10 protein-coding genes and 1 pseudogene are annotated in these 16,691 nt (G+C 59.0%); 6 read left to right on the top strand and 5 right to left on the bottom strand.

Features of this window, described 5'->3' with window-relative positions; translation table 11 throughout:
- Nucleotides 1–158: 158 nt before the first annotated feature.
- From EMQ_RS08670 to EMQ_RS08645, 5 genes and pseudogenes are all read right to left on the bottom strand, one after another.
- A pseudogene (locus EMQ_RS08670) lies at nt 159–1,247 on the bottom strand (acyltransferase family protein).
- 309 nt (nt 1,248–1,556) lie between these two features.
- Nucleotides 1,557–3,701 (bottom strand): glucans biosynthesis glucosyltransferase MdoH, encoded by a 2,145-nt coding sequence (gene mdoH, locus EMQ_RS08660; protein ID WP_018308161.1) that lies wholly within the window; start codon nt 3,699–3,701, stop codon nt 1,557–1,559.
- Nucleotides 3,698–5,254 carry a glucan biosynthesis protein gene (locus EMQ_RS08655; RefSeq protein ID WP_010666289.1) on the bottom strand — a complete coding sequence of 519 codons (1,557 nt, stop codon included), beginning with the start codon at nt 5,252–5,254 and terminating at the stop codon, nt 3,698–3,700. The genes mdoH and EMQ_RS08655 overlap by 4 nt, the downstream gene beginning before the upstream one ends.
- A gap of 75 nt (nt 5,255–5,329) precedes the next feature.
- Entirely contained in the window at nt 5,330–5,692 is a 363-nt protein-coding gene (locus EMQ_RS08650; RefSeq protein ID WP_180952842.1) for a winged helix-turn-helix domain-containing protein, read from the bottom strand.
- 152 nt (nt 5,693–5,844) lie between these two features.
- Entirely contained in the window at nt 5,845–7,398 is a 1,554-nt protein-coding gene (locus tag EMQ_RS08645) for a DegQ family serine endoprotease (protein ID WP_010666291.1), read from the bottom strand.
- A 143-nt stretch (nt 7,399–7,541) separates the two neighbouring features.
- Here EMQ_RS08645 and EMQ_RS08640 point away from each other — a divergent pair, with 143 nt between their 5' ends.
- The 6 genes from EMQ_RS08640 (at nt 7,542) to EMQ_RS08615 (ending at nt 16,594) form a co-directional block, all read left to right on the top strand.
- On the top strand, nt 7,542–9,197 hold the full coding sequence (locus tag EMQ_RS08640; protein ID WP_010666292.1) for a lysine--tRNA ligase: 1,656 nt from the start codon (nt 7,542–7,544) through the stop codon (nt 9,195–9,197).
- 94 nt (nt 9,198–9,291) lie between these two features.
- Complete coding sequence (locus EMQ_RS08635) at nt 9,292–11,325, top strand: lysylphosphatidylglycerol synthase domain-containing protein (RefSeq protein WP_132012035.1); 2,034 nt, start codon at nt 9,292–9,294, stop codon at nt 11,323–11,325.
- A 74-nt stretch (nt 11,326–11,399) separates the two neighbouring features.
- Nucleotides 11,400–12,131 carry a gluconate 2-dehydrogenase subunit 3 family protein gene (locus EMQ_RS08630; RefSeq protein WP_010665945.1) on the top strand — a complete coding sequence of 244 codons (732 nt, stop codon included), beginning with the start codon at nt 11,400–11,402 and terminating at the stop codon, nt 12,129–12,131.
- Nucleotides 12,132–12,196: 65 nt separating this feature from the next.
- Nucleotides 12,197–13,975: a GMC family oxidoreductase gene (locus tag EMQ_RS08625; protein ID WP_010665944.1), complete on the top strand. Its 1,779-nt coding sequence runs from the start codon at nt 12,197–12,199 to the stop codon at nt 13,973–13,975.
- The gene (locus tag EMQ_RS08620) at nt 13,972–15,282 is read left to right on the top strand and encodes a c-type cytochrome (protein ID WP_010665943.1); all 1,311 of its coding nucleotides are present in this window, start codon (nt 13,972–13,974) and stop codon (nt 15,280–15,282) included. Before EMQ_RS08625 ends, EMQ_RS08620 begins: the two co-directional genes overlap by 4 nt.
- A gap of 409 nt (nt 15,283–15,691) precedes the next feature.
- Nucleotides 15,692–16,594, top strand: coding sequence for a dihydrodipicolinate synthase family protein (locus EMQ_RS08615; RefSeq protein ID WP_010665942.1), 903 nt, complete (start codon nt 15,692–15,694; stop codon nt 16,592–16,594).
- Nucleotides 16,595–16,691: the final 97 nt, after the last annotated feature.

Raw genomic sequence — 16,691 nt, 5'->3', positions numbered from 1 at the left:
AGGAAGTGACTTGCATTCTCATCTGATCATTCTCTACGATTGATCACTAGTTCGATAGTGTAATCTTGTTCCATGGAATGTATCGATTCAGGTTCTTGAGTTGCAATAGTTCGTTAAACCTCAATTCGCCACAGATTACGGTATATAGCGTAATGTTTTTATAACAATCGACTTAATTTGTGTCCAATATAATTAAATGGTTTTTCAATATATCTATAACTGAAGTGAGAGATGAATATTGATGTAGCAGTCTCACATATAATTTTTATGGAAGCATCTGTATTTGAGTAAGTTGGACATTTAACTGATAAATACAGAAAAAATCCTCCTACCGGCATGTGCCATAAATAAAGGGAGTATGAAATATCTCCGAGTGCTGAAAATATTCGAGGCAATGTGAGGTTGTGACTTCTTTCGAGTCCCACAAGTCCATAAATAAACAAAGCTCCTGGAATTCCATAATACATGAATCTTTCCGAATCAAATAAACTTCCAAAAGTATATAGTCTCATGTAGCACAAAGAAATTCCAAATGTTATTATTATAATTCCGAAAACAAGTGAAAGTATTTTATCAAAAACGTATTTTTTTGTTTTTGATAATAAAAAAACAACCAGAGATCCCAAGAAAAACTCAAGTATCTGAAAGTTATTAAATGTAAAATATGGAAATGAAAAAAATCCTGTTTCTTTTGCGATGAGTATAAAGAAATGAGTTAATCCCCATATTGAAATTGCAGTATAGAATAATTTCTGTGGAATAAATAAAAGTATGAATGATATGCCAGCATAAAACCAGATTTCATAAGCAAGTGTCCATGCTTGAACCAAGAACGGTATTTTGTCAGTCAAAAGTAAAATCACATCAGGTGATGTAACTCTTGAAATGTCACTCCCTCTGTATCCAAGTATATAAGAAGAAAAAAATGCAAATGTAAGGGTTATCCAGTAAAGTGGATAAATTCTAAAGATTCTTTTTATAGAAAATTATGAGAAGAGTTTGGGTGAGGGTGTATATTTTTTATTCATTGTGGCGTAGGTAATAATAAACCCACTGAGGCAGAAGAAAATATCTACTCCAGCACCGCCAATTGATCCCAGAAGATGGCCGACTTTATATAAATTTCGATGATGGGTCGGATCTACAGCCCATCCTTTTCCCATAACGATATGCATCAAGCACACAGACAAGGCGGCGATTCCCCGTAAAGCCTGTAGATTCTGTAGTTTTTCACGGCTTCCGGTCATTGGTGAAACTGACACCTTTTATTGTCCTTGCTTAACGGGAAGTGATTTTTTCTTTAGCCCAAGGCTCATTGCAATTTGTGGCACGAAAGACAACGCTGATCTGTGGAAACCCACATTTTCCGTCGCTCTCTGGGTTGTTCCGGATGAATGCTGTGGACGCCTTGCACCCAAGGTGAAAGCGACTGCGGACCCTTGGTGAACTGGACGGTCTCATGGACCGTCTGTCATGAAGCGGTGCGGACATTCTTTCTCGTCTGCCGTCGACTCTGGTTCTTGTCGTCTGAGCTTGCGAGACGAAACTGAACCGTCTTAGCGGGGCAGAGCCATCAGTCGGTCCAGCCCACTCGTATCGCCCAGAGCCGCGGCCTTTTCCTTGGGGGTCAGCGCCGTTTCCGCATCGGTCAGCGACCGTGCTTCCTGAAGTTTCAGCAGTCCGACAAGCCGGTCGGCGTCGATCGGATCACCCGGTTTGCGCGGCGGGGGCAGCATGGCGCGATGAGCCGCCAGCAATGTCGGATCAGAATACAGCGCTTCCAGAGCGTCTTCCGGACAGTTCGGAGCCGGCATCTGCATGGCGTCCGCAGCTTTCAGCAGCACATCCGGCGTCTGCGTTTCTTCCGGAACCAGAAGCAGTCCCGCCCGACGCAAAGCCTGTCCGGCGTCACGGCTGGCGGTGAGTGCTGCAAGCGGAATGGCCAGAACCAGACCGAGCAGAACGGGCGTCATCCACAGGAACAGGGAGATGGAGACAGCCCATGCCGCAGCACCAAGGATCAGACCGAATACGGTATAACGCCAGTAGCCCTTGACGATGACGCTGAACGGCACGCCGCCATCGTCACGCCGCTGCGCGTTCCAGCCGGAATCCTGCCCGCTGAGAATGGAGATCACGCCGCCTGTCTGGATCAGCATGGCGATCGGGGCGATCAGACCGCCAATCAGGGTCTCCACCACAATGGAGCACGCTGTCCGGATTGCGCCGCCACAGCCTTTCAGCGTGGTCCTGTTGAAGAACAGGGCGATGTAGGCGAACAGTTTCGGCGCAAGAAGAATGGCCATCGTCGCGATGAATACATATTTCGCGCGGACCGGATCGACCTGCGGCCAGTGTGGATAAAGCGTCTTGGTGTCGCCGAAATATTCTGGACGCACAAAGCGCGCCTGAAGCGAGATCAGGATGCCGACGAGCAGGAAGACCAGCCACAATGGTGAGGTGACGTAAGCGCCGATGCCGACCAGCATGTGCATCCGGCTCAGCCAGTGCAGCCCTTTGGTCGGGATGACCTTGTAATGCTGGAGATTGCCCTGACACCAGCGGCGGTCACGGATCGCCACGTCTGTTAGCGACGGTGGGCTTTCCTCGTAAGAACCGAGCAGGGCGGGGACCATGTGAATGGCCCAGCCACCGCGCCGCATGAGAGCGGCTTCCACGAAGTCGTGGCTGAGAATGTGCCCACCGAACGGCTTGCGTCCCGGCAGGTGCGGCAGTCCAGCCTGTTCGGCGAAAGCTGCCGTCCGGATGATGGCGTTGTGGCCCCAGTAGTTGCTGGCCGCACCGTGCCACCATGCGATGCCGTGGGCGATCAGCGGGCCATAGACGCGCCCGGCGAACTGCTGCATCCGGGCGAAGAGGGTCGTGCCACCTGCGATGATCGGCAGCGTCTGGATCAGGCCGACCTGCGGGTTGCGCTCCATCGCGGCGGCGATCTGCACCAGTGTGCGCCCGTCCATGACGGAGTCCGCGTCCAGCGTGACCATCAGAGGATAAGCACCGCCGAAGCGACGCACCCATTCGCCGACATTGCCTGCCTTGCGCTCGATGTTCTTGGCGCGGCGGCGATAGAAAATATGTTTGTCGTCACCCGTATCCCGGCGCAGGGCGAGGAAGGCGGCTTCCTCTGTGATCCACACATCCGGGTTGGTGGTGTCAGAGAGGATGAAGATGTCGAACGCATCCGCACGTCCGGTTTCCTGAAGACTGGCGTAAATGGCGCGGAGACCGGCCATGACGCGGTGCGGGTCTTCATTGTAGGTCGGCATCAGCAGCGCGACGCGAGTCTTCAGTTCCGGCAGCGGACCATCCGCATGAATGCCGAGCCCCAGACCGCCTTTTGTCAGCAGGGACCAGAAGCCCGCGACAGAAGAGGTGAAGGCCAGCGCAATCCATGTGAAGAGCAGGATAAACAGCACTTCCATGATGACGCCGAGCACCGAGAACCCGTTGGCGTCGAGCACGAGGTGGGTCTGGTAGGCACCGTAGAGCGTCAGCGCGAGGGCCGAACCGATGACAGCCAGTCGCCGGAGCCAGACAAGCGGAGGCTCGGTCGGGGAGACCGGCTCACGCCCATGCAGATCGGGTGCGGCATGGAGATCCTGTGTCTCCATGGGCATGGGCGCTTCGGGGGGAAGTGCATGGAACCCGGCGGCGGAGATAACGCCGGGAGCGTCGGTCATGGCGTCCAACGATATACCCACTGTTCTGAGACAGGCCCCTGATCATTGGCGAGAACGACATTCATTTCAGCGAGCTTTGCATCGCCGGGATAGAATTCGAACGTGGTGCGCCAGCCATTGGTGTTGGGATTGGGCTCGACGACCACGTTCTTGATCGTTCCCGCAGATGTTTGCGGAATGAGGTGGAATTTCGCGTCCGGGGCAGTGTTCGCAACGGGGCCGCCGGTAAAGTCGATGGCGAAGAACCGGGCTTCCTTGTGGTCGGTCACAGCGCCGACACGGGTTGCGCCGATCCGCGCAAGCTCCGTCGGGAACGGCTCGTCCCAGCCCCAGTACATGCGGTAGGTGTAGGCATATTCATGCCCCGCCTGCATTGGCTCCTTGGGCCGCCAGAAGGAGACGATGTTGTCATTGACCTCGTTGGGGGTCGGAATTTCAACCAGATCGACAAAACCCGCGCCCCAGTCACCGATCGGTTCGATCCACAGGGACGGACGCTTCTCGTAGTTGAGTGCGAGGTCCTCGAAATCGTGGAAGGAACGACGGCGCTGCATCAGCCCGAAGCCGCGCGGAGAGATGTCGCTGAACGCCGAGAACTGGAGATCCAGCGGATTGCGTAGCGGCCGGTAGAGCTGCTGGTCCGATCCGGTCCAGATCTGCAACGCCTCGCTGTCATGCGCGGCGGGACGCCAGTCATCGACATGCGTGCGATCATTGGTGTCGAAATAGAACATGCCGGTAAGGGCGGCGATGCCGGACTGCTCGATCTTCACACGCGGGAAGAAGGTGGACTGCACATCGAAGATGGTGGTCTCACCGGGACGAATGGTGAAGCGGAACGCACCGGTCACGGACGGGCTGTCGAGCAGGGCGTGAATGACGACAGAGTCCACACCTGCCTGCGGTTTCTCCAGCCAGAAGGCGCGGAAGAGCGCGAACTCCTCACCCTTCGGGTCGCCGGTGCCGTCTGCGAAGCCACGAGCCGAAAGACCGTAATTCTGGCCTTTGGCGACGGCGCGGAAATAGGAGGCCCCGAGGAATACGGCGCACTCTTCCATCACGCCGGGCGTGTTGATGGCGTAGCGCAGACGCAGACCGGCAAATCCGAGATTGTCGGTCACCCGCAGCATCGGGTCACCATAGCGGAACATGTCAGGGCTATACGGAACCGGGGCGGATTTTCCGTCTACGACCTCATGCATCTCGATAAGCTGGGGATAGAGAAAGCCGCGCGGGAAAAATTCAACGTCGAACGCCAGATTGTCATTGTGCCAGAGCGCCTGGTCAGGCTGGAACTCGATGGAACGGAACTGGTCGAACGTCAGGTTCGCAAGAGGCTTCGGAAGAGATTGCTCCGGCGCGCTGTAAGGCTTGGCGGCCAGACGACGGGCGATCTGTGTAACAGTGCTGTTGTCAAACGGCGTGGGAGCTGGGGGTGCGGGAGGGGCATCAGCGGCGTGGGCCGGTCTGCCGAGGAAGTCTGTTGTCAGGGCGGCCAAGGCGACGCCGCTGCCAGCACGGAGCAGATCGCGGCGGAAGACGGAGGATGACACGCTTCTTGTTCTCCCGGTTTTTTTTAGAGACAGACCTGATGCTCTGTCAGCTATTGTACCAGTCTGTTACGATTGTCACGAACGTGCGGCTTTTTGAGGGCGGCGGACCATGCCGGCAAGCTCATCGAGAGCTGCTTTCGCTCCTGCTGCCGCATCCTGTTCCGCTGCGCGATAGCAGCGGACGACGGTCTGCCCTGCTTCCGTGAGATGGGCGCCCCCACCGCCGCCGGGCTTGGTGGCCACCAGCGGGGAAGAGAACTGGTTGTTCAGGGCGTCGATCAGCAGCCACGCCCGTCGATAGGACATGCCCATGGCCCGTCCTGCCGCCGAAATCGAGCCGGTTTCTTCCAGATGTTCCAGAAGGCGGATCTTGCCGTGTCCGAGTGCGGGATGACCATCCACATCCACCCTCAGCGTCAGGCGTAGTTCAGTCACAATGTCAGATCCTCAGTCGGGTTTGCAGAAATAGCCGGATGGATAACGCCGGGCAGATAACGGAAAACTGATCATACGCACCAAAATCCCTGACCGGAAGGCTGTCAGGGAGGAAATGCGGTCTGTCGTCCTCCATCCGCTGGCCTAGCTCCCGGTCAGTGAGCGCCGTCCAGAGGGAACGGCACCCAGCGCAGCCCGTCCATGTCGTGGACCAGCAACAGAACGGAGTGGCGCTGTTCCTTCTGCGCCGTCTCGATCCCCTTGCGTAGATCAGCCACCGAATTCACCCCGACCTGCTGGACCTCGGTGATGACGTCGCCTTCCTTGAGACCCCGATCAGCCGCAGCGCCTCCATCCGTGACGCTGGTGATCACCACACCCTTCTGGTCTTCGGGAAGACGGTATTTCTTTCGGTTCGCTTCCGTCAGGCCAGAAACCTTCAGACCAAAACCGCTGAAATCGGCGGACTTGTCAGCCGGGTGGTTGCCAGCTTTCTCCGGGTGATCCGGATGCGTGGCCTCTTTCGGCTCGGGCAGGGTACCGATGGTGACGGCAAGGTCCTGCATCTTTCCATGACGCCAGACCGAGAGAGTGGCCTGTGAATCGACGGGCAAATCGGCGATCAGGCGGGGCAGGGCATGGCCCTCGATAGGCTTGCCGTTCAGGGCCTGAATGACGTCGCCGGTTTCAAGCTTCGCCTTCGCCGCAGGCCCCTTGGCGTCCACGCCCGCGATGAGAGCGCCGCGCGCCGGTTTCAGTCCGAGACCGTCGGCGATCTCCTGCGTCACATCCTGGATCCGCACGCCGATCCAGCCGCGTGAAACATGGCCTGTCTTGCGAAGTTGCTCGATGATACCGCGCGCCTCGTTGGATGGAATGGAGAAACCGATACCCACCGAACCGCCGGAGGGGGAGTAGATGGCGGTGTTCACGCCGATGACAGCGCCGTGCATGTCAAAGAGCGGTCCGCCTGAATTGCCCTTGTTGATGGGGGCATCGGTCTGGATGAAGTTGTCGTAAGGCCCCTGCTCGATATTGCGGCCACGGGAGGAGACGATGCCCGCCGTCACCGTGCCGGACAGACCGAAGGGATTGCCGATGGCCAGAACCCAGTTGCCCACGCGGGCGGTATCACTGTCGCCAAATGACACGAAGGGCAGCGGATGTGGCGACGTGACCTTCAGCAGCGCGAGGTCGGTGCGGTCGTCATGGCCGATCACTTTCGCCTGAAGGACTGTGTTGTCCTGTAGCGTGACGGTGATGCGGTCGGCCTTGCGGATGACGTGGTTGTTGGTCACCACATAGCCTGTGGGGTCGATGATGAAGCCGGAGCCGAGCGCCTGCATCTTGCGCGGTGGTCCGTTGGGCGTGTTCTGGCGGTTCATGAAGTCATGGAAGAACTTCTCGAACGGTGAGCCTCGGGGGAACTGGGGAATCTGCGGGCCTTCCTCATCCCCTTCATCCTCGTCGTCCGAATCGCCTTTCATGGTCTGCGTGGTCGAGACATTGACCACAGCAGGAAGCAGACGGTCCGCGAGATCGGCGAAGCTGCCCGGCACGCCGTGGGCGTCGGTCGTTACCTGCGGCATGGGAGCGGGCGCGGAGTCTGCGTGAGCCGGCGCACTCAAGGAGCACAGGGCAGTTGAGCAGACCGAAACAGACAGGCCGAAGGAGAGCAGAAAGGAACGGGCGGGACCGGAAAAGGGCATGAAAGGTGCGTTCTTTGTCTGGAAAAAAAACGAAACAGGCTCCTTTCATAACGCAGCGTGAGGCAATGTGACAGTGTTACGAGATGTCGCGCCTGCGTGATTTGAATTGACCGGAAGCCGCTCTGTTCATAGCTTCCCGCACCATGTCTGACCAAAACGTAAATCCTGCTGGCCATTCCCTCCTGCCGAACGGGGCTGTTCCCAAAGCCTGGCCGTTTCAGGAGGCGCAGAAAATCGCCGATCATGTCACGGGCAGAGGCGGCGATCGTCCGGCGCTGTTCGAGACGGGCTACGGTCCCTCCGGCCTGCCGCATATCGGCACGTTCGGCGAAGTGGCCCGCACAAGCTGGGTGCGTCAGGCCTATACGGCGCTGACAGGCAAGTCTTCCCACCTGCTTGCGTTTTCCGATGACATGGACGCGCTGCGCAAGGTTCCGGACAACGTGCCGAACCGCGAGATGCTGGCCGAATATATCGGCAAGCCGCTGACCCGCGTGCCCGACCCTTTCGGCACGCACGATTCCTTCGCGGCTCACAACAACGCCCGCCTGCGGTCCTTTCTCGACGGGTTCGGGTTCGATTACGAATTCGCGTCCTCAACCGAATATTATGCGTCCGGCCGCTTCGACGCCGCGCTGAAGCGCGTTCTGGAAGTGCATGACGAGATTTGCGCCGTGATCCTGCCGACGCTGGGCGAGGAACGCCGCGCCACCTATTCACCGGTTCTGCCGATCCACCCGAAGACCGGCAATGTCATGCAGGTGCATATCGACAAGGTCGATCCTGCGGCGGGCACGGTCTTCTGGACCGACGAGAACGGAGAGCGGTTCGAGACGCCCGTGACCGGCGGTGCGGCGAAGATGCAGTGGAAGGCCGACTGGGCCATGCGCTGGTATGCGCTCGGCGTCGATTATGAAATGTCAGGCAAGGATCTGATCGACAGCGTGCGCCTGTCCGGTCGCATCTGCCGTATTCTCGGATCAGCGCCGCCTGCCGGTCTGACCTACGAGCTGTTCCTTGACGAGCACGGTCAGAAGATTTCCAAGTCGAAGGGCAATGGTCTGTCCGTTGAGGAATGGCTGCGTTACGCACCGCCGGAGAGCCTCGGGCAGTACATGTTCAACCAGCCGCAGCGGGCGAAGCGTCTGTTCTTCGACGTGATCCCCAAGGCCGCTGACGAATATCTTGCGCATGTCGATAAAGCCTCGGCTCTCCAGAAAAGCATTGCGGAAGGCTCAGGGAGCGAGACGCAGGACGCTGATCGTCTGGCGCTCTACGCCAATCCGGCCTGGTTCCTGCATGCCGGTCATATTCCGGATCATGCGGGCAGTCCGCTGTCCTTCGGTATGTTGCTGAATCTCGCCAGCGTGGCGAATGCCGAGACGCCGGACGTGATGTGGGGCTTCATCAAGCGTTACGATGCGAACGTCTCTCCCGAAACCCATCCGATGCTGGCCACGCTGGTTGAGCGCGCCATCGTGTTCTACGCCGACTTTGTCCGACCGGCTAAGAGCTATCGCCTGCCGAATGAACAGGAGCACGCGGCTCTGGCCGATCTGGCGGAGGCTCTCAAGGTTTATGAGGGCGAAGAGGTATCCGCCGATGTGTTGCAGAATCTGGTGTTCGAGGTCGGCAAACGTCATGCGTTCGAGCCGCTGAGAAGCTGGTTCACCTGCCTCTACGAGGTTCTGCTGGGGCAGAGTGAAGGACCGCGCTTTGGCGGTTTCATCGCGCTTTACGGTGTTCGGGGCACCATTGCGCTGATTGAAGCGGCGCTGGTGCGGAGCGCGGAAGCCTGAGGGCGTCGCCATGCCGCTGACCCGTAATCCCGGAGAGAAACCGCCTCATCTCTCTCCGGAAGACGAAGAAGCCATGGTCTCCCGTGTGGAAGCCATGGCGCAGGATACACCGGCGCTTCAGGACAAGCCGAAAAGCTGGAAGCGCTGGCTGAAACATCTGCCGCACCTGCTTGGACTGCTTCTGATGGTCGCCGCCATTCTGGTGGTCCGCAAGGAAGTGCAGTCGCTGAGCATGGCCGACATCCGGACAGCGCTCAGCGGCATTCCGCACAGCGCGCTGATGGCGGGCGTGGGCTGCACCTTCCTGTCTTACTTCATTCTGTCATTCTATGACCGGCTGGCGGTCATTCAGGTCGGGCATAGGGAAGTCTCCTTCCTCAGAACCGCCTTCGCCGCGTTCTGCTCCTACGTCCTGTCCCACAATCTGGGCTTCTCGGCGGTCTCCGGCGCAGCAGTCCGTTTCCGGCTCTATCGCAACTGGGGTCTGCCGCCGTTTGCGATCGCGCACATCATTGCGTTCTGCTCGGTCACCTACCTGCTGGGCGCAGGCGTTCTGATCGGCAGCGTGCTGCTGCTGGAACCGGGCGCCGTGCCGGGGCTGGGTGGCCGTATCCCCGCGCCGGTGACGGCTGGGATCGGTGTGCTGTGCTGGCTGGGCGTACTCGCCTACATTCTGGCCGGGCTGAAATGGCGGAAGATCACTTTCCGGGGCAAGGAAATCGATCTGCCATCCACGCCGATGGCGATCGCCCAGACGGTTGTGGCCGCAGCCGACATGGCGGCGACCGCCGGTATCGCGTGGGTGCTGCTGCCTCCGGGAACGATCGACTACACGTCCTTTCTGGCCATCTACATCGCCTCCTACACGGCGGGTCTGGTGGCGAGTGTGCCGGGTGGTCTTGGCGTGTTCGACAGCTCCATGCTGCTGGCGCTTGGTCCGTATATGTCCAAACCGGACATCATCGGGGTCATCCTCGTCTTCCGGCTGTTCTACTATATCATCCCGTTGTTTCTGGCGGGCGGCATGTTCGCGGCGCACGAACTGTTCCTGCGTGGCGACGCCGCGCTGGCGCGCAAGAAGGGCCGGGAAGACAGTGATTCTCCGGCAAGGCCCCGTCGCCCGAGTCAGGTCGTGCGGGAGAGCGAGGCGGATTTCTCCGTGGCAGTCGCCACGGGCGTGGTCGCCATGTGCGGCGTGTTGCTGATGATCCTGCCGGTCATCAACCCGGTGCATCATGCTGTCGGTTCGAAGATCATCATGTTCGTCTCGCGGCAGGTTGGCGGTTATGCCCTGACACTGGCGGGGGCGACCCTGATCGCGCTCGCGGTCGGGCTGTCGCAACGTGTGACGCTGGCGTGGGGTGCGACACTCTTCGTGCTGGTGCTGGCCGCGGCGGCGACGTTCCTGCGTGGCAATGCGCCTGCGGTCTCGATCGTGCTTGGCTTCTCGGCATTCCTCGTCGCCCCATTCCGTCGTTGCTATTATCGTCATGCCCGACTGCTGAGCGAGCCTCTGTCCTTCACCACGATCCTCTCGCTGATCCTGCTGATTGGCTGCGCGTTGCTCATCGGCACGCACCGCGAGGCGACGGACAGCTGGTGGCAGCTATTTGTGCCGGAGGGTAGTCACGCCCGCTGGATCGTGACGGTGGCCGGGGCGCTCGCCCTGCTGGTCATTGCCAGTCTGGCGCGTCCGGGTCGCGTGATCGTACGGTCTTGGAACGAGAAAAACGCCGAATGGTATTACAGTCTGGATCACGCCATCCCGGCTGTGCCCGGTGGGGTCGTGCACGGCATGGTGGCCGGAGAGACCGGAACGGCCGCTATCCCGTTCCGTCGGCGCGGCAATTTCGTGATTGGACTGGGTGATCCGGCGGGCGATGACGCCGATGCGCCATCGGTGATCTGGCGTCTGCGCGATCTGGCGTTGCAGGAAGGGCTTCAGCCCGTTTTCTGGGGCACCGGCGAAGTCTTCCTGCCGATCTATGATGATATCGGTCTGGTCAGCTGGCCGCTTGAGGGCATGCCCGGCCTGTATGTCAGCTGTCCTTCTGAACAGATCGGGCTGGTCAGGGCGCTTCTGACCGGACGCAAGGGCGGGGGCAGGGCCGTCCGGTCGGCCAGCTGAGTTTTCGGTCGATCGTTTCTTTTCCGGACTGACGGTTTGCACTCTGTGTCAGGGATGTGACAGTGTGCGGCATCATGAGTGTTCAGAACGACACACCGAAGAGACTGCCGGTCCCACCCGGCATGAGCAGGCGGCATTTCCTCATGGCCCTCGCCGGGACAGCCGCTTTCTGGACAGCAGACGAGTTTGCTGACTGGCGGCAGGCCATCGCGGCGGAAGCGGCGCAGACCTACACGCCGCGTTATTTCACCCCTGATGAGTGGCGCTTTCTGGAAGCCGCGACCGAGCAGCTCTTTCCGGAAGACGAAACGGGACCCGGGGCGAAAGCTCTTGGCGTCGTCGATTTCATCGACCGTCAGATGGACACGTCCTACGGTCACGGCGGTCTCTGGTTCATGAGTGGACCTTTTCAGAGCGGCCCGGCCAACCTCGGTTATCAGCTTCCTTACGCACCCCGTGAGATCTATCGGATCGGGATTGCAGGAGCGGACCGGTATTGTCGCGATCATTATGGTCACGCTTTCGCGGATCTGGATCATCCCACCCAGATCGAGGCGCTGACGGCGTTCGAGAAGCTGCCGATCCAGTTCGACGAGACTCTTCCAGCGGGTATTTTCTTCGAGCAGTTGCGAACCAACACGATGGAAGGCGCGTTCTCTGACCCGATCCATGGTGGCAACCGTCATCTGGGCGGCTGGGTGATGCTCGGCTTTCCCGGCGCCCGTGCGGATTTCATGGACTGGGTGGACCAGTATGGTCCGGCCTATCCGCTGGGCAGCGTGTCGATCAGTGGCGAAACCGCCTGATCCGTGCCGCTACGTTCCTTTTTCCTCGCCCGTCCCCTGCCTGACAAAACGGAGCCCGTTACCGCATGACTACGAAGAACGCTGACGCCATTGTGGTCGGCGCGGGGTGGGCTGGATCGATTCTGGCCAAGGAGCTGACGGAAGCGGGACTGAAAGTCGTCATGCTGGAACGCGGCCCGGACCGTGCGACGGCGGTCGAGGGAGCCTATCCGGACTCCATCGACGAACTGCGCGGCGCAATCCGTCATAGGCTGTTTCAGGATCTGTCGCGTACGACCGTCACCATTCGCAACAAAATCGGTCAGACGGCGCTGCCGTACCGTCAGCTATCGGCATTTCTGCCGGGTGAGGGTGTGGGCGGCGCGGGACTGCACTGGTCTGGCGTGCATTTCCGTGCGGCTCCCGATGACCTTGCGCTGCGCAGCAATGTCATTGCCCGCTATGGCCAGAAATTCATTCCGGAAGGCATGAATCTTCAGGATTACGGCGTCACTTATGACGAACTGGAGCCGTTTTTCGACAAAGCCGAAAAGGTCTTCGGCACGTCCGGTGAGGCTTACAAGATCAACGGCAAGGTCGTCGGCAACGGCAACGTGTTCGCGCCGTCACGCTCCGACGATTTTCCACTGCCGCCACTGAAAGACGTTTATACGGCCAACCTTTTTCGCAAGGCGGCCAGTGATGCGGGATATCATCCCTATTCGCTGCCTGCCGCCAATGCCTCGCGGCAGTATACCAATCCGTATGGCGCGCAGATGGGGCCGTGCAACTTCTGCGGTTATTGCAGCGGTTATGACTGCTACATGTATTCCAAGGCCTCGCCGAACGTGAATATTCTTCCCGTGCTAAGGAAAGATCCGAATTTCACGCTGATTACGCGGGCGCATGTCATGCGGGTCGATCTCGACAGCACGAAGACGCGGGCGACGGGTGTGACCTACCTTGATCTTGATTCGAACAAGGAGGTGACGATCACGGCGGATCTAGTCGTACTCGGGGCTTTTCAGTTCCACAATGTGCATCTGATGCTGCTGTCGGGCATCGGCAAACCCTATGACGCACAAAAGAACGAGGGCGTGGTCGGACGCAATTTTGTCTATCAGACCATTACCACATCCCGTGCCTGGCTACCGGAAAACCAGTTTACCAACCAGTTCATCGGCACGGGCGGCGGCGGCGTGGCCATCGACGATTTCAACAGCATGAACTTCGATCACGGGCCGCATGGCTTTGTCGGTGGTTCGCCGGTCTGGGTCAATCAGGCTGGCGTCAAACCGATTGCCGCGTCCACGATCGGTGGCGGCAAGGACGCGCCACGTTGGGGGGCGGGCTACAAGAAGGCGTTGGTCGAGACCTATCGGCATGCGATGGCGATCGACGCGCATGGCAGCAACATGGCCTATCGCGATGTGTTTCTCGACCTTGACCCAACATGGAAGAACACCTACGGCCAGCCACTTCTACGCATGACGTTCGACTGGCAGGACAATGATATCCGCATGAACCGTTATGTGGTCAGTCAGATCGAGCCAATCATGAAGGCGCTGGGAGCCACCAAATACGAACTCGGCATGCTGGAACCCGGCAAGCCGTTCGACACACGCCTGTATCAGACGACCCACCTGGGTGGTGGCGCGGTGATGGGAGATGATCCCAATACCAGCGCGATCAACCGCTATCTACAGAGCTGGGACGTGCCGAATGTGTTCGTCATTGGCTCCAACGCCTTCCCGCAGGGAATGGGCTACAACCCGACCGGGATGGTCGCAGCACTCGCCTACTGGTCGGCGCATCATATCCGCACGACCTATCTGAAATCGCCCGGCCCGCTGGTGCGGGTATGAGGAGGCTCCGCTTCGCGCTCTGTCTGGCCGTCTTTCCGCTCGTTGCGACAGCCCATGCTGCAACGCCCTCCGATGACCTGATCCGTCAGGGTGAATATGTCGCTCGTGCGGCGGATTGTGCGGCCTGTCACTCCGTCAGAGGACAGCCTCCGTTTTCGGGCGGTGTGCCGTTCGACCTGCCGATGGGGCGTATCTACAGTCCCAACATTACGCCTGATCCGGATCACGGCATTGGCGGTGATACGGAAGAGCAGTTCGCTCGCGCCATTCGTGAAGGCGTGCGGAAGGATGGGGCGTCGATGTATCCGGCCATGCCGTTTCCGTCTTACGCCCGCCTGACGGATGCGGATGTCCATGCGCTGTTCGTCTATTTTCGCTATGGCGTGAAGCCGGTGGCCACGACGCCGGCCGCCAGCACGATTGTCTGGCCGCTGTCCATGCGCTGGCCGCTGACCATGTGGCGCGGGATGTTCGCACCCACGCCCCGTCAGGCTGCGGCGAAGACAACACAGCGCTCCTTCCCCGACCCGGTTCTTGCCCGTGGGGCGTATCTCGTGGAAGGAGCGGGACATTGTGGCGCATGTCACACGCCGCGCGCGCTGAGCTTGCAGGAAAAAGCACTCACCGCAGCGGATGGCGACTTCTATCTGTCGGGCGGTGGTTCGGTGGATGGCTGGCGTCCGCCCTCGCTGCGTCAGGAAAACCGGATCGGTCTGGGACGCTGGTCGGAGGACGACATCGTCGCCTTCCTGCGTGGTGCCCGAGCTTCGGAGGGATCGGCTTTCGGAGGCATGGCGGATGCCGTCCAGCATGGCACGCAGTATCTGACCGATGACGATCTGCACGCCATCGCCCGCTATCTGCGTTCATTGCCAGCTCGGAAAGCCCCTGATCCTGTATGGAAGTATGACGCGGATACGGAAACCGCGCTGCGGCGCGGGGATGTCAGTGCTCGCGGAGCGCGGGTCTATGTCGATCACTGCGCAGCCTGTCATCGTGATGATGGACGCGGCTACCCTGCTGTTTTCCCGCCGCTCGCCGGAAATCCGGTGGTGATGGACGAGCAGCCGGACTCCCTGATCACGCTTCTCTTCAAGGGAGCGATCGTTCCTGCTTCACATAACGCGCCTTCCGCGTTCGTGATGCCGCCCTTTGCTCATGTGTTGTCAGAGCAGCAGATGGCGGATGTGCTGAGCTTTATTCGTGGCGCATGGGGGAACGAGGCTTCGGCGGTGGATGTGGGGACTGTGCGGAAGCTGGCGCCGAAAGGAAGTGATGCGGGTGGGGTGAAGATGCCGCTTAATTGAGGGGGTATTTGTTCTGCAAGTAGGATGTAGGCAGCGCTTTGAAAAGTTAGGTGTTTAGTCCTGACAAAGCGTGGTCTGGCTGGACAGCATACCGGCCTGCATCGACCTGACGACCAGGCCTTGGGTTGGGGAAGCGGGAATAGGGGTCCAGGAGAAGCCATTCTGTGCCAGTGGCAACATCGCGACCGCCGGTGGGTGCAGGCTTCGCACTATTTCGGAGCTTGGGTTATTGCCCGTCTTGAAGGTCTCTAGGCAGCGGAGAACGCGCTTCACTATGTCGCGCCGGTCGGGGAGAAAGAACTCTACGTCACACGCGGCATGCAACACATCATATGCTATATGCAGCCCGCAACATCACCCTGTCTGAAATCGATAGGCGTCAATGTTCCATCCGGTAACGAGGTCTGTCATGTCGCTCTTTCACGGTCTCTCGGCTTTTCCCATTACGCCCGCCAATGAACATGGCGTGGTGGATACGGATGGTGTCATGCGCCTGACGGCGTATCTGTCGGCCAATGGGGTGGATTCCATCGGCCTGTTAGGTAGCACCGGAACTTATGCCTATCTGAGCCGTACCGAGCGGTGCCGTGCCGTCCGTGCTGCGGTCAAAGCAATAGAGGGTAAAACACCGCTGATCGTGGGGATCGGTGCGCTACGCACCGACGATGCCCAAAACCTTGCACGTGATGCGGCAGCCGAGGGTGCAGACGGCCTACTGATGGCTCCTGTGTCCTACACACCCCTGACGCAGGAAGAAGCCTATCAGCATTACAAAGCTGTGGCCGAGGTCACCTCCCTGCCGCTCTGCATCTACAACAATCCCAGTACGACCCATTTCAGCTTCAGCCGTGAACTGCTTGAACGGCTGGCAGACGTTCCCAATATTGCCGCCGTGAAAATGCCAGCTCCAGCAGAAGGCACGGTCGCACAGGAACTGGCTGCGCTACGGTCCAGTCCTGTTGGAAAGCTTGCCATCGGCTACAGTGGAGACTGGATTGCGGCGGAAGCCCTCCTGGCCGGATGTGATGGCTGGTTCAGTGTTCTGGGCGGTTTCCTGCCAAAGCTGGCAAAGGCGATGGTGACGGCCGCCTGTAAAGGCGACGTTCTTGCTATGAGACAATATCAGCAGACTCTGCAGCCGATGTGGGCGCTTTTCCGCGAGTTTGGAAGCTTGCGTGTTGCTTATGCTGCCATCAACCTTCTGGAACTATCGAACGCTCAGCCTCCCTCTCCACTTCTGCCACTACCGCCCAAAGACCAGCAGCGGATCGCTGGTGCTCTGAAGGCATGTACAGCAACCGAGTATAAATAACGACGTCTGTATTTTAGACTAAACCAATCGAAAGCAGATTGTCCGCTTTCCCCCGCATTGCTGACACTTCTCGTGTGGCAAACGCGTCCCTCCCACA

Source organism: Acetobacter aceti NBRC 14818 (assembly GCF_000193495.2).
Classification (GTDB): Bacteria; Pseudomonadota; Alphaproteobacteria; order Acetobacterales; family Acetobacteraceae; genus Acetobacter; species Acetobacter aceti.
This window is presented reverse-complemented; position numbering and strand designations above follow the sequence as displayed.

Coding starts and splice junctions, on each gene's coding strand:
- mdoH (WP_018308161.1), bottom strand. CDS start 3,701: ATGACCGACGCTCCCGGCGTTATCTCCGCCGCCGGGTTCCATGCACTT.
- EMQ_RS08645 (WP_010666291.1), bottom strand. CDS start 7,398: ATGCCCTTTTCCGGTCCCGCCCGTTCCTTTCTGCTCTCCTTCGGCCTG.
- EMQ_RS08640 (WP_010666292.1), top strand. CDS start 7,542: ATGTCTGACCAAAACGTAAATCCTGCTGGCCATTCCCTCCTGCCGAAC.
- EMQ_RS08635 (WP_132012035.1), top strand. CDS start 9,292: ATGGCGCAGGATACACCGGCGCTTCAGGACAAGCCGAAAAGCTGGAAG.
- EMQ_RS08630 (WP_010665945.1), top strand. CDS start 11,400: ATGAGTGTTCAGAACGACACACCGAAGAGACTGCCGGTCCCACCCGGC.
- EMQ_RS08625 (WP_010665944.1), top strand. CDS start 12,197: ATGACTACGAAGAACGCTGACGCCATTGTGGTCGGCGCGGGGTGGGCT.
- EMQ_RS08620 (WP_010665943.1), top strand. CDS start 13,972: ATGAGGAGGCTCCGCTTCGCGCTCTGTCTGGCCGTCTTTCCGCTCGTT.
- EMQ_RS08615 (WP_010665942.1), top strand. CDS start 15,692: ATGTCGCTCTTTCACGGTCTCTCGGCTTTTCCCATTACGCCCGCCAAT.